At 57.6% G+C, this 11,921-nt stretch carries 13 protein-coding genes and 1 tRNA gene; 8 read left to right on the top strand and 6 right to left on the bottom strand.

What is annotated here, in order from left to right; all coding sequences use genetic code 11:
• Position 1 precedes the first annotated feature (1 nt).
• The 3 genes from HLUCCO03_RS02960 (at position 2) to sthA (ending at position 2,829) form a co-directional block, all read left to right on the top strand.
• On the top strand, positions 2–1,051 hold the full coding sequence (locus HLUCCO03_RS02960) for an FAD:protein FMN transferase (RefSeq protein WP_027832488.1): 1,050 nt from the start codon (positions 2–4) through the stop codon (positions 1,049–1,051).
• A 14-nt stretch (positions 1,052–1,065) separates the two neighbouring features.
• The gene (gene nqrM, locus HLUCCO03_RS02965) at positions 1,066–1,314 is read left to right on the top strand and encodes a (Na+)-NQR maturation NqrM (protein WP_027832487.1); all 249 of its coding nucleotides are present in this window, start codon (positions 1,066–1,068) and stop codon (positions 1,312–1,314) included.
• 123 nt (positions 1,315–1,437) lie between these two features.
• The gene (gene sthA, locus HLUCCO03_RS02970; protein ID WP_027832486.1) at positions 1,438–2,829 is read left to right on the top strand and encodes a Si-specific NAD(P)(+) transhydrogenase; all 1,392 of its coding nucleotides are present in this window, start codon (positions 1,438–1,440) and stop codon (positions 2,827–2,829) included.
• On the opposite strand, the gene HLUCCO03_RS02975 is transcribed toward sthA, so the two are convergent.
• The 5 genes from HLUCCO03_RS02975 to dusA all read right to left on the bottom strand — a co-directional run bounded on the left by HLUCCO03_RS02975 (position 2,803) and on the right by dusA (position 7,343).
• On the bottom strand, positions 2,803–3,603 hold the full coding sequence (locus HLUCCO03_RS02975) for a glycerophosphodiester phosphodiesterase (RefSeq protein ID WP_027832485.1): 801 nt from the start codon (positions 3,601–3,603) through the stop codon (positions 2,803–2,805). The genes sthA and HLUCCO03_RS02975 overlap by 27 nt on opposite strands.
• Positions 3,600–4,727 carry a 3-deoxy-7-phosphoheptulonate synthase gene (locus tag HLUCCO03_RS02980; RefSeq protein WP_027832484.1) on the bottom strand — a complete coding sequence of 376 codons (1,128 nt, stop codon included), beginning with the start codon at positions 4,725–4,727 and terminating at the stop codon, positions 3,600–3,602. Before HLUCCO03_RS02980 ends, HLUCCO03_RS02975 begins: the two co-directional genes overlap by 4 nt.
• Positions 4,728–4,743: 16 nt before the next feature.
• The gene (locus tag HLUCCO03_RS02985) at positions 4,744–5,190 is read right to left on the bottom strand and encodes a TerB family tellurite resistance protein (RefSeq protein WP_027832483.1); all 447 of its coding nucleotides are present in this window, start codon (positions 5,188–5,190) and stop codon (positions 4,744–4,746) included.
• A gap of 33 nt (positions 5,191–5,223) precedes the next feature.
• Positions 5,224–6,189 (bottom strand): transaldolase, encoded by a 966-nt coding sequence (tal, locus tag HLUCCO03_RS02990; RefSeq protein WP_027832482.1) that lies wholly within the window; start codon positions 6,187–6,189, stop codon positions 5,224–5,226.
• 119 nt (positions 6,190–6,308) lie between these two features.
• On the bottom strand, positions 6,309–7,343 hold the full coding sequence (gene dusA / locus HLUCCO03_RS02995; RefSeq protein ID WP_027832481.1) for a tRNA dihydrouridine(20/20a) synthase DusA: 1,035 nt from the start codon (positions 7,341–7,343) through the stop codon (positions 6,309–6,311).
• A gap of 282 nt (positions 7,344–7,625) precedes the next feature.
• Between dusA and HLUCCO03_RS03000 the strand changes: the two genes are divergently transcribed.
• The 3 genes from HLUCCO03_RS03000 to HLUCCO03_RS03010 all read left to right on the top strand — a co-directional run bounded on the left by HLUCCO03_RS03000 (position 7,626) and on the right by HLUCCO03_RS03010 (position 9,128).
• Positions 7,626–7,838: a bacteriohemerythrin gene (locus HLUCCO03_RS03000; protein WP_027832480.1), complete on the top strand. Its 213-nt coding sequence runs from the start codon at positions 7,626–7,628 to the stop codon at positions 7,836–7,838.
• Between the two features lie 69 nt (positions 7,839–7,907).
• On the top strand, positions 7,908–8,207 hold the full coding sequence (locus HLUCCO03_RS03005; RefSeq protein ID WP_027832479.1) for a hypothetical protein: 300 nt from the start codon (positions 7,908–7,910) through the stop codon (positions 8,205–8,207).
• A gap of 6 nt (positions 8,208–8,213) precedes the next feature.
• Positions 8,214–9,128 carry an AEC family transporter gene (locus HLUCCO03_RS03010; protein ID WP_027832478.1) on the top strand — a complete coding sequence of 305 codons (915 nt, stop codon included), beginning with the start codon at positions 8,214–8,216 and terminating at the stop codon, positions 9,126–9,128.
• On the opposite strand, the gene HLUCCO03_RS03015 is transcribed toward HLUCCO03_RS03010, so the two are convergent.
• Positions 9,108–10,061, bottom strand: a complete 954-nt coding sequence (locus HLUCCO03_RS03015) for a zinc ABC transporter substrate-binding protein (protein ID WP_027832477.1) — start codon at positions 10,059–10,061, stop codon at positions 9,108–9,110. The two genes, HLUCCO03_RS03010 and HLUCCO03_RS03015, sit on opposite strands and share 21 nt — an antisense overlap.
• A gap of 164 nt (positions 10,062–10,225) precedes the next feature.
• Between HLUCCO03_RS03015 and gltX the strand changes: the two genes are divergently transcribed.
• Together gltX and HLUCCO03_RS03025 are read left to right on the top strand one after the other, a co-directional pair.
• Entirely contained in the window at positions 10,226–11,710 is a 1,485-nt protein-coding gene (gene gltX / locus HLUCCO03_RS03020) for a glutamate--tRNA ligase (RefSeq protein ID WP_027832476.1), read from the top strand.
• A gap of 112 nt (positions 11,711–11,822) precedes the next feature.
• Positions 11,823–11,898: transfer RNA gene (locus HLUCCO03_RS03025), tRNA-Ala, on the top strand.
• Positions 11,899–11,921: the final 23 nt, after the last annotated feature.

The following is an 11,921-nucleotide window of genomic DNA, read 5'->3' on the forward strand; positions in this document are numbered from 1 at the left end:
CATGACATTCGGCATGTTACGACCCGCCAGGGTGGTTCTGGCCAGCGCCTTCTGGGCGTTGGCTGTTGCCGCGCTGGCGGGTTGTTCGTTTGAGGAAGAGGAAAAAGTCTGGGAGATATCCGGGCCGGTATTCGGCACCGAGTATCATATCAATGTGGTATTGCAGGAAGATCAGGAAAGGCTCGAGAATCTTGCAGACGATATTGAGGATGTGCTCGAACAAGTGGATGCCTCCATGTCAACCTGGCGGGACGATTCCGAATTATCCCGCTTTAACCGCCAGGATGATCAGAGCGAGTGGATGGAGATCTCCCGGTCGCTGCACGAAGTCCTTGCCGCCGCCAGGAAGGTGTCTGAGCTCAGTGATGGTGCTTTCGACGTAACCGTGGGGCCTGTGGTCAATCTTTGGGGATTCGGGCCTGATGCCCGACCAGAGCAGGTACCCGGTGATGATGAGCTTGCTTCCAGGCTTGACACCATTGGCTATGAAAAGCTTGAGCTGCGGCAGGACCCGCCGGGGCTAAGAGCCAGCCCGAACCAGTATGTTGATCTCTCGGCAATAGCCAAAGGGTACGGGGTTGACGCTGTCTCGCGTTTTCTTGAATCCGAGGGTATCGAGGCCTATCTGGTGGAAATCGGCGGCGAAGTCCGGGTCTCCGGGCGCAAACCGGACGGCGATGCGTGGCGCCTGGCCATCGAAGAACCGGTGGCGGAACAACGGCAGATCAACCGGGTGGTCGCCCTGGACAGTCAGGCAATGGCAACGTCGGGCGACTATCGTAACTATTACGAATCGGATGGGCAGAGGTTTTCGCATACAATAAATCCTGAGGATGGCAGGCCGATCCAGCATAATTTAGCCTCGGTGACTGTCATAACAGAAGATTGCATGAGCGCAGACGCTCTGGCGACTGCCTTTAATGTGATGGGATATCAGTCGGCAAAAGAGCTTGCCACGCGCGAGAACATTGCCGCCTACTTTATTGTTCGGGGCGAAGACGGGTTCGAAACGGATTACACACCTGCTTTCTCCTCGTTCCTGGCAAATTAACGGAGAGACCTCCTATGGGTACTTTTCTGCTGGTTCTGACAATTGTTGTACTGCTGGTTGCCGGCATGTCGATCGGCGTTATATTCGGCCGCAAGCCTATCAGTGGTTCCTGCGGGGGTATTGGTGCCATGGGTATCAGCAAATCCTGTGATATCTGCGGTGGTAATACCCAGAAATGCGAAGAGGAAAATGAACGCCTTGCCAATGATGGCAAATCAGCGGAGGCGCTGACCTACGACGCCTCAAGCAAACAGAACGGCTGATCCGGCGTCACCAGAACACTATAAAAATTACGGGAGCCTCTGAAAAGCGCCTGCCTTGCCTGCGCGCACCTGCAGGGTCTTTTCAGAGGCTCTCTCACGACGTAGATAAGGAGTCACTGCAGAATGGCAGAACATCATTACGACGTCGTCGTTATCGGCGCGGGCCCTTCGGGTGAAGGCGCGGCGATGAATGCGACGAAACATGGTAAACGTGTCGCGATCATCGAGGACAAGCCCACCGTTGGCGGGAACTGCACCCACTGGGGCACGATTCCCTCCAAGGCACTTCGTCACTCGGTCAAGCAGATCGTTACGTTCAATACCAATCAGATGTTCCGGGATATCGGCGAACCGCGTTGGTTCTCGTTTCCCCGCGTGCTGCAGAATGCCCAGAAGGTCATTGGTAAACAGGTCAAGCTGAGAACCCAGTTCTATGCCCGTAACCGTGTGGATCTGATAAACGGGCGGGCCAGTTTTCTGGACGCCCACCGCCTGGAAATCCGGGGTAACAAGTCCCACGAGATCCTTCACTTCAAACAGGCCATCATTGCCACCGGGTCACGCCCGTACCTGCCGCCCGACGTGGACTTCCGTCATCACCGGATTTACAACTCGGACACGATTCTCAACCTTTCCCATACGCCCCGTACCCTGATCATCTATGGTGCCGGTGTTATCGGCTCCGAATACGCTTCGATCTTTGCCGGTCTGGGTGTGAAGGTGGATCTTATCAACCCGGGTTCACGCCTGTTGACCTTCCTTGATGATGAAATATCCGATGCCCTGAGTTATCACCTGCGCAACAACGGCGTACTCGTCCGTCATAATGAGGAATATGAGTCCGTGGATGGAGATGACCACGGTGTCGTGCTGTCACTGAAATCAGGAAAGAAAATCCGCGCCGATGCCTTCCTCTGGTGTAACGGTCGCAGTGGCAACACGGAGAAGCTTGGCCTGGAGAACGTTGGCCTGACCCCGAATGGCCGCGGACAGCTGGCTGTGGATGATCATTACCGCACAGAAGTGGAAAATATCTACGCCGCCGGTGACGTTATCGGCTGGCCCAGTCTCGCCAGTGCCGCCTATGACCAGGGCCGTTCCGCGTCTTCCGACATCGTCAAGGACGATTACTTCCGCCTGGTGACTGACGTGCCAACCGGCATCTATACCCTTCCCGAGATCAGTTCGGTAGGCAAAACCGAGCGGGAGCTCACGGAGGCCAAGGTGCCGTACGAGGTGGGACAGGCATTCTTCAAGGACCTGGCAAGAGCCCAGATCACCGGTGATCCGGTGGGTATGCTCAAGCTGCTCTTCCATCGTGAATCCCGCCAGCTGCTGGGCATCCACTGCTTTGGCGACCAGGCGGCGGAGATTGTTCACATCGGCCAGGCCATCATGAACCAGGAAGGCGAAGCCAATTCCCTGAACTATTTCATCAACACCACCTTCAACTACCCGACCATGGCAGAGGCATACCGGGTAGCCGCACTAAATGGCCTGAACCGTATTTTCTGATTGCGGACTGTCGGCCCTGTTTTGCCCCGATGGGAGCTGCAGGGCCGCTTTTGACCGGTTGTCGAAAAACATTCGGGTGCTGGTGGGGTAATCGGTGATGATGCTATCCACACCTTTTGCCTCAAGCTGAAGCATGTCGTGGATGCGATTAACGGTCCAGGTGGATACATGCATGCCGCGCCGGTGGGCATCGTTTACGATAGCTTCCGTGCAGATGCGCCAGCCAATACACAGGAAGTCACAATGCAGCCTGGCGGCGGCATTGACCGGCCTGGGGAATTTCCTGTCAGTGACCAGACCAATTCGAACCTTCCTGTCCCTGCGACGGGCCTGTTGCAGGAACCAGGGGTCCGAAGAGGTTATGGCAACCCGTGTATACAGATCACGGCGCTGGATGACTTCTGTCAGGCGATTGCAGAGAACATTCAGGCGCTGGCGGCTGTCTTTTTTCACTTCCAGCTGCAGGTGCTCGAAATCAGGGTATTCGTTAAGCAGCGCTTCCAGCGAGGGGATGCCGACCACCCGGGGCCAGGGCGTGCCATTGCGCCGGGCATCCATTTCCGCAAGTTCTTCAGTGGTATAGCTGCTTACATTTCCTTCGTGACCGGTGGTCCGGTCAACGGTCAGATCGTGAACGATAACCGGCTTGCCGTCTTTTGAAAGCACCAGGTCGAGCTCGAAGTGCCGGACGCCGTGACGGTAGGCGTGGGTAAACCCGGCGAGGGTGTTTTCCGGGGCTTCTCCCTTTGCGCCCCTGTGCCCATAAACGATCATTCTTTCGCAGATTCCTTCAGTCGGTTGTAAATGTTCTGGCGCTGCTTCCAGGTGTCATGGCACAGCTGAATGTCTTCCAGGTAGGCTGGCAGTTCGTCCATCAAAAGCGCCTGTGGTCCATCCACCAGAGCTTTCTCCGGTTTGGGGTGGAAGTCCACCAGCACCATGTTGGCGCCGGCAATGACCCCCTGGGCCGTCGCATGCATGACGTCCAGAATGCCATCCGGTGCCCGCTCCCGGCTACCAACGGAGTGGGAGGGGTCAACGCATACCGGCATCCTGGTCAGACGTTTCACGGCAGGCACATGCGCGAAGTCCACCATGTTGCGATGGGGTTGTCCCGCTTCGGTTTTCATGCCGCGGAGGCAGAAAATCACGTTGGCGTTGCCTTCACTTGCAAGATATTCCGCCGCATTCAGGGACTCGTTCAGGGTAATGCCAAAGCCGCGCTTCAACAGCACCGGGTAGGTGCTCTGCCGACCAATGGCCTTTAACAGCTCGAAATTCTGGGTGTTGCGTGTTCCCACCTGCAGCATGACACCGGTGGGCCGGCCAAGCTGCTCCAGACAGTGGTCAATTTCTTCAATATGGCTTTCGTGGGTAATTTCCATGGCAATTACCCTGATGCCATGTTTGCCGGCCTTCTCGAACACCCAGGGCAGGCAGCCCTTGCCATGGCCCTGAAAAGAGTAGGGGTTTGTCCGGGGCTTGTAGGCACCCATGCGGGTACAGACCTGGCCGTTGTCTTCCAGTGCCTGCATCATCTGCTCCACGTGCTCCGGCACGTCCACTGCGCAGAGACCGGCAAAAATGTTCAGATTGGACTGGTCAAAGGTCACGCCGTTATAGGTAAAGCCACTCTGGCGGCGGTCATCCTTGTGGCGGCCGAGGATCCGGTAATCATCGGAAATGCGAATCGCCCGCTCCACCGCCGGCAAGGCTTCGATGTCCTCCTTGTTGAGGGATTTGGTTTCCCCCAGCAGATAAACCTCGGTGAGGCGTTGTTTGGCACCCTGAACCTGATGAACCCTGACCGAGACGCCGGGCAGGTTCTCCAGGAAGTGCATGGTCTGCCGATAGGCGTCGCTGTCCAGTGCGATATCCGGGTGAAGAATGGCTAACATACTTGCTCCTTAAGGGTCAGTCAGCGCTCTCGGCGCGATGACGGGCCTGCATGAATTCCCTGTGGTTCAGGTGCAGCAGGTCGGCCATGCGCCGAATCAGGTGTTCCTCGTACTTGTCGATGCGGCCATCGGCGAAAGCCACCCGCCAGATACTCTCAAGCAGCAGCTGTTTGTCTTTCTGGTCCAGTTGGTCGTTAATCAGGCCGGTGAATTCGTACAGGGAGGTGGCGTCATCGGCGTGACTGAGTGCGTCCTGAAGGATGTCTTCCGCTTCCTCCCGGGTAACCTGATGGGCCTGCACGGCACAGTCGATGATGGTTTTCAGTTCCTCATCGTCCTGGTCATTATCTACCCTGGACAGCTGCACCATCAGCGCGGTGGCGGCAACCGCCAGCTGGTGGTTGTCGGGCTGGGTCGGTTCGTGGTCAGGTGAGCCGAACAGGCTCTTCAGGAGCTCTATCATGGTCTCGAAACATTCCTCCGGGTTGTACTGGTGTCAGGCAGCCTGGGACAGCCGGCGGACGCGGTTTTCCAGTTCAATCTGGTCATTGGTGAATCGGCGAATGCCATCCGCCAGCTTCTCGGTGGCCATGGCGTCTTCATTCGATTCCCAGCGGAACTTACGTTCATCAATGGCTTCCGGCTTATCCTTGCTGGTGGCGCCTTGCGCTGACAAACGGCGTGGCAAATTGCCGGAGTCGTTGTCGAGCTCCTGGAGCAGGGCCGGGCTGATGGTCAGTCGGTCACAGCCGGCCAGCATTTCAATTTCGCCGGTATTGCGGAAGCTGGCGCCCATTACCACGGTGTTGTAGCCGTTGGCTTTGTAATAGTTATAGATGCGGGTAACGGACTGAACCCCCGGGTCTTCCTCCGCCGGGAAGGCATCGCGACCTGATGCGGCCAGGTGCCAGTCAAGGATCCGTCCCACAAACGGGGAGATCAGGAACGCGCCGGCATCGGCACAGGCTGCGGCCTGGATAAAGGAGAACAGCAGGGTCAGGTTGCAGCGGATGCCTTCTTTCTCCAGCTGCTCGGCGGCACGAATGCCTTCCCAGGTAGAGGCGATCTTGATCAGTACCCGGCTGGTGTCCTTACCGAGGTGGTCATAGAGGTCTACCAGTCGCCGGGCCCGGGTCAGGGTGGCGCCGGTATCGAAGGACAGCCGTGCGTCCACTTCGGTTGAAACCACGCCTGGAATAAGGCCCAAGATCTCTTTCCCTGCCAGTACGGCCAGCATGTCGGTGGCGTATGTCAGCTGCTCGGCATCGGAGCCACCCTGCTTGCGGGCGGCGGCCACGGCTTCGTCCAGCATGGGGCGATAGGCATCGGAGGCTGCGGCCTTGAGCAGAAGCGAAGGGTTGGTGGTGGCGTCTTCGGGTTTCCACTGGGCGATGGCGTCCAGATCACCGGTGTCGGCAACCACGGTGGTCATGGCTTTGAGTTGTTCGAGCTTGCTGGTCATTCGTCCTGTCGTCCTGATCGGATTGTTATTGATCGCCCGGCTTGCGGGCGCTGAAAGTCATACACCTACAATAACGGGCTGCTCTGACAGGAACAAGACAGTAAAAGGTATCAGGGGCTTCAGGCGTGCACGGCGGGTGAACGGTCAGGCTCGGGGACCCTGGCCATGGCCTGTTCAAGAACCTCGATGCCGGAACCCGGCTTGTGGGCGTTCTCGCTGATGTAGCGCCGGAACTGGCGGCCTCCGGGCTGGCCGTGGAACAGACCCATCAGGTGGCGCGAGATGTGGCTGAGGTACACGCCCCGGTCCAGCTCATTCTGAATGAATGGTAATACAGCCCGCAACGCATCGTGGCGGGACTGAACGGGTGCCGATAGCCCGAAAAACTCGGTGTCTACCCCGGCCAGGAGCCAGGGATTGTGGTAGGCCTCCCGGCCGAGCATGACGCCATCGGTGTGTTCAAGATGTTGCCGACACTCGTCGAACGTCTTGATGCCACCGTTGATAATGATCTCGAGATGGGGATAACGGGCCTTGAGCTGATAGACCCAGTCGTATTTCAGCGGTGGTATGTCCCGGTTTTCCTTGGGGCTTAACCCTTCAAGGACGGCGATGCGGGCGTGGACGATGAATGTGCGGCAGCCGGCACCGGAGACTTTCTCGATAAACTCGCACAGGTCGTCCCAGGACTCGCGGCCATCAATGCCTATCCGGTGTTTGACCGTTACCGGCAGGCCCGTAGCCTCGATCATGGCCCGCACGCCCTCGGCCACCTTGTCGGGATGAGCCATCAGGCAGGCACCGATCATGTTGTTCTGTACCCGGTCACTGGGGCAGCCCACGTTCAGGTTCACCTCATCAAACCCATACTGCTCCGCCAGAGCCGCGCAATGGGCCAGCTCCTGCGGATTACTGCCGCCAAGCTGGAGCGCCAGCGGGTATTCTGCCGGATCATGTCGCAGGAATCGCGCGGTGTCCCCGTGAATCAGCGCTCCGGTGGTGACCATCTCGGTGTAAAGCAGGGCATGCCGGCTGAGCTGGCGCGCCAGATAGCGATAATGACTGGTGGTCCAGTCCATCATCGGGGCCACGCAGAAGCGGCGGGAAGGCTCTGAGTGGGAGACTGTCGATTTTAACTCTGTCTGTTCCGGCATTGCTGCCGCGCTGCTGGTGTTCATTAACTGCCTGATCTGAAACTGTGACTTGTCACTGAGGTCAACGGAGCACTCAAAAAGAGCCGTTATTCTATCAGGAAATCAGAGTGTCTGGCCGTAAGGCTTTGGCGAAACACCGGCCACTTTGCTGCGAAAGGCTGGTTTGTCGGCGCCGCAGGCCGGGACATCGGGGATCCGAGAATGATTAATGACAAAGTCCTGGGCTGCTGAATCCGTTAGGTTGGCAAGACGCGCGGCAGCTTCATGCTCAGGAGGTCATTCATGTCCGGGTCTGGCGAGGCATTGGCAGCACTGGAATTCTTTCCATGGAGCCGGCATTTCGAAGTGGGTATCGAGGAGATTGATGAGCAACACCGAATGCTTGTCAGGATTGTGAACCGGCTTGTCTGGCACTGCGTGTCCGATGTGCCCCGATCCCGGTGTGATCAGATCCTTGAGGAACTCCTGTCCTACGCCAACTACCACTTTACCTAGGAAGAGCGTATCTGGAACCAGGCGCTTGGCAGCGAGGGCATCGCCCGCAGCCACCACGACTCCCACCAGATGTTCTTTGCCCAGATCCAGACGTTTCGCAGCAGCGGGCAGCCTGAAGGCCAGCTAATGTCTGACCTGTTCGATTTCCTGGCCCGCTGGCTGGCCTTTCATATCCTAGAGTCGGATCGTCGGATGGCGTTAACGGTCAGGGCCGTGGAACAGGGTGTACCGCTGGATGAAGCCAGAAAGCAGGTTGATGACCAGTTGGGTGGCAGCAGCGGTGAGTTGATCTCGGCATTGCTTGAAGTCTACAGTAAGCTCTCCTCGAGCACCGCTCAGCTGATGCGGGAACACCTCACCAGAGAGTAAGTTTCAATGCCGGTAATGGTACAGGCCCTCATGCCTGTGTTTGTGCTGATACTTTTGGGCTACCTGTTCCGGCGCTGGCATTTCCCCGGGGATGATTTCTGGTACCAGGCCGAGCGCTTTACCTACTATGTGCTCTTTCCGGCCATGCTGATTTTCAAGCTGGGCCAGGCAAGGGTGGCGCCCTCTGCATATGGTGACATCCTGGTCCTGATTGTCGCCATGCTGGTAACCATGGCGGTGTTGCTGGGCGTTATGCAATGGATCTGGCGTTGGCCCGGCCCGGTGTTCTCTTCCGTATTCCAGGGTGGTATCCGTTTTAACTCTTATGTCGCCCTGGCGGCCGCAGGCATGTTGCTCGGGGACGAAGGCCTGTCACTGATCGCCATAGCGGTGGCGGTGAAAGTCCCCTTGCTCAACCTGTTGTGCATCCTGATGTTTTCACTGGTGGCCGGAAACGGCGCCGTAAAGTTCAGGCCTGTTTTCAAGGCCATTGTTACCAACCCGTTGATTATCGGCTCGGTGATTGGAGTGGTCTGGAGCTATTTCCGGATCGGGTTCCATCCGCTGGTGGCCGGCATTCTCGAGCCCCTGAGTGATCTGGCCCTGCCACTTGGCCTGATGACCGTTGGCGCCGGTCTGCAACTGAAAGCCCTGCGTGGCGCTTCAAATCCGTTCCTGGTGTCCTCCGCAGCCAAGCTGGTGATTTTTCCGTTGCTGACCGCAGGGCTGGCGCTGTTGTTGGGGCTGGAGGGCCTGATGGTGCAGGTGGCCGTTCTGCTGGCTGCCCTGCCAACGGCCACCTCTTCGTACATTCTCGCGCGTCAGCTTGGTGGTGATGCTCCGCTGATGGCGGGTATTATCAGTGGCCAGACATTGCTGGCCATGCTTACCATACCGCTGTTACTGGGAATTCTCTGGTAGGCACCTGAGAGCGGCGTCCGCCAGACTTTGCTGGAATGCAATGTAGCCGTCGCGGTCTGAATTGACGTCGGTTGCCAGCGGATCCCAGGTACTGAAGGTGATGTCCAGCTCTTCGGTAATGGACCGCCACCACTGGCGATTGAACTGGGGCTCGGTCAGCAGGCAGGGCTGGTTGGCCTTGCGCAGCTTTTCCTGGACTTCGGCAATGTGTCTGGCTCCGGGCGATAATTCCGGATTGAGTGTCAGTACACCTTCCAGTTTCAGGCCATAGTGCTCCACGAATCGCGTGAACGCATCGTGGTAGGTGAACAGGTCAATCCCGGCCAGCGGCTCAAGCTGTGTGGTAATATCACTTTCGGCCGCCGCCAGCTTCTGCTCGAAACGTTTCAGGTTGGCATCGAGCGCGTCCGTGTCTGCGCCCTCCTGCTGCGACAATACCTTGTGGATATCCCGCGCCATTTCCAGCGCCAGGGCAGGATCCAGCCATATGTGCGGATCTTCGCCGTCACCATGGTCGTGGTCATGATGTCCGGTTTCTTCCTCGTGGCCGTGCCCATGGTCATCGTGGCCATGGTCGTCGTCTGCTTCAACTTCGGGCACGTTTTCCCCATGCATCAGTGAATGGGTGCGACCACTGAATTCGCTGTCACCGAGCAGGCGTGTGAGAAAGGTTTCCATTTCCGGGCCCACCCAGAATATGGCATCAGCGTTTTCCAGGGCCCGGCGCTGTGAGGGCTTCATGGTGTAGTTGTGGGGGCTGGAGCCGGGGGGGACCAGCGTCGTGACTTCCACATCATCTGCCGCCACAGCCTTTACCAGCAACTCGATGGGTTTCAGGGAAGTGACAACCTGGGTTGCTGCCAGTGCGCTGGAGGCCCCGAGTAGCCCCGTAACTCCAACTGCGATGACACCCGCAAAGCGTTTGGTGATCATATTCAATGGATCCTCTAAAATTTAAAAGATACGTTATAATATAACATTCTAAAGTGCAAATGAAGCGGATTTGCCCTTGCCCATGCGAAAAACGGCCTTGGCCGGTATAATGCGTGGCTTTTAACGCATCGCCTTTATCAGGCAGTAACCTTCAGGATACTTTCATGACCGTACGTACCCGAATCGCACCGTCTCCCACCGGTGATCCCCACGTTGGTACCGCCTTTGTGGCGCTGTTCAATCTGTGTTTTGCCAGGCAACACGGCGGTCAGTTTATTCTGCGGATTGAGGATACGGATCAGGTTCGCAGTACCGAAGAATCCGAGCAGGACATCCTGCGCGCCCTGCGCTGGCTCGGCCTTGAATGGGACGAGGGGCCGGATGTCGGCGGTCCCCACGGCCCCTACAGGCAGTCAGAGCGCAAGGATTCCTATCGCCAGTATGCGCTGGACCTGGTTACCAGGGGGCATGCTTTTTACTGTTTCCGTACCCCCGAAGAGCTGGACGCCATTCGCGAAGAGCGCAAGGCCCAGGGCCTGAACCCGGGTATCAAGGGTGATCTGGAACTGCCGGAGGAAGAGGTCAAGCGCCGGCTGGATGCGGGCGATCCCTACGTGATCCGCATGAAGGTACCTGAGCATGGCGTTTGCGAGATCGAGGACATGCTTCGGGGTACCATTGAAATCGACTGGTCCCAGGTGGACAGCCAGATCCTGCTGAAGTCGGATGGCATGCCCACGTACCACCTGGCCAACGTGGTAGACGACCACCTGATGGACATCACCCATGTGTTGCGCGGTGAGGAGTGGATCAACTCCGCGCCCAAGCACAAACTGCTGTATGAGTACTTTGGCTGGGAAATGCCGGTGCTGTGCCACCTGCCGCTGCTGCGGAACCCGGACAAGAGCAAGCTTTCCAAGCGCAAGAACCCCACCAGCATCAACTTCTATGAGCGCATGGGCTTCCTGCCGGAGGCCGTCACCAACTATCTTGGCCGCATGGGCTGGTCCATGCCCGATGAACGGGAAAAGTTCACCCTGGACGAGATGATCGAGAACTTTGATATCGAGAGAGTTTCCCTTGGCGGGCCGGTCTTCGACGTGGAAAAACTGCGCTGGCTCAACGGCCAGTGGATCCGCGAAGATCTCAATGATGACCAGTTCATCGAACGCATGCGCCACTGGTGGTTCAACGAACAGGCCCTGCGGGACCTGGTGCCGCACATCAAGGGCAGGGCAGAGGTGTTCAGTGATGTGGCGCCCATGGCCTCCTTTATGTTTTCCGGCATGCTGGACCTCAAGCCTGAAGATTTCAGCCACAACAAACTGGAGGAAGCCCAGGTCAAGCGGGTGCTCCAGTTTACCTTGTGGAAACTGGAAGCGCAGCGCCACTGGAGCAAAGACAACATCTTTGCCGACATCAAGACTCTGGCCAAGGCCATGGAACTGAAAATGGGCGACTTCATGTTCGCCATTTTCGTTGCTGTCGCCGGTACTCCCAACTCCTGGTCGGTCATGGATTCCATGGCCATTCTCGGTCCGGACATGACCCGATCCCGCCTGCGCCACGCGCTGGAGGTTATGGGTGGTTTCTCCAAGAAGGAAACCAAACGGGTGGAGAAGGAATACGCAGCGCTGCTCGCCGAGTAGCCAGGTTGGTGAATAAGTAATCGGCCGGGACAGGGATGTTCACGAAACTGAAAAAACGTTGGAAAAAAGGTTGACGCCCCAGGGGCCGATCCTTAATATACGCAGCCGTTGAGGGGCCATAGCTCAGCTGGGAGAGCGCAACACTGGCAGTGTTGAGGTCAGCGGTTCGATCCCGCTTGGCTCCACCAATTTCTAGTCCCCTTCGTCTAGT

This window comes from Marinobacter sp. HL-58, assembly GCF_001314605.1.
Taxonomy (GTDB): Bacteria; Pseudomonadota; Gammaproteobacteria; order Pseudomonadales; family Oleiphilaceae; genus Marinobacter.

What these genes read in the sequence shown, in the direction of transcription:
- HLUCCO03_RS02960 (WP_027832488.1), top strand. Translation starts at nt 2, where the DNA reads ATGACATTCGGCATGTTACGACCCGCCAGGGTGGTTCTGGCCAGCGCC.
- nqrM (WP_027832487.1), top strand. Translation starts at nt 1,066, where the DNA reads ATGGGTACTTTTCTGCTGGTTCTGACAATTGTTGTACTGCTGGTTGCC.
- sthA (WP_027832486.1), top strand. Translation starts at nt 1,438, where the DNA reads ATGGCAGAACATCATTACGACGTCGTCGTTATCGGCGCGGGCCCTTCG.
- HLUCCO03_RS02975 (WP_027832485.1), bottom strand. Translation starts at nt 3,603, where the DNA reads ATGATCGTTTATGGGCACAGGGGCGCAAAGGGAGAAGCCCCGGAAAAC.
- HLUCCO03_RS02980 (WP_027832484.1), bottom strand. Translation starts at nt 4,727, where the DNA reads ATGTTAGCCATTCTTCACCCGGATATCGCACTGGACAGCGACGCCTAT.
- HLUCCO03_RS02985 (WP_027832483.1), bottom strand. Translation starts at nt 5,190, where the DNA reads ATGATAGAGCTCCTGAAGAGCCTGTTCGGCTCACCTGACCACGAACCG.
- tal (WP_027832482.1), bottom strand. Translation starts at nt 6,189, where the DNA reads ATGACCAGCAAGCTCGAACAACTCAAAGCCATGACCACCGTGGTTGCC.
- dusA (WP_027832481.1), bottom strand. Translation starts at nt 7,343, where the DNA reads ATGCCGGAACAGACAGAGTTAAAATCGACAGTCTCCCACTCAGAGCCT.
- HLUCCO03_RS03000 (WP_027832480.1), top strand. Translation starts at nt 7,626, where the DNA reads ATGTCCGGGTCTGGCGAGGCATTGGCAGCACTGGAATTCTTTCCATGG.
- HLUCCO03_RS03005 (WP_027832479.1), top strand. Translation starts at nt 7,908, where the DNA reads ATGTTCTTTGCCCAGATCCAGACGTTTCGCAGCAGCGGGCAGCCTGAA.
- HLUCCO03_RS03010 (WP_027832478.1), top strand. Translation starts at nt 8,214, where the DNA reads ATGCCGGTAATGGTACAGGCCCTCATGCCTGTGTTTGTGCTGATACTT.
- HLUCCO03_RS03015 (WP_027832477.1), bottom strand. Translation starts at nt 10,061, where the DNA reads ATGATCACCAAACGCTTTGCGGGTGTCATCGCAGTTGGAGTTACGGGG.
- gltX (WP_027832476.1), top strand. Translation starts at nt 10,226, where the DNA reads ATGACCGTACGTACCCGAATCGCACCGTCTCCCACCGGTGATCCCCAC.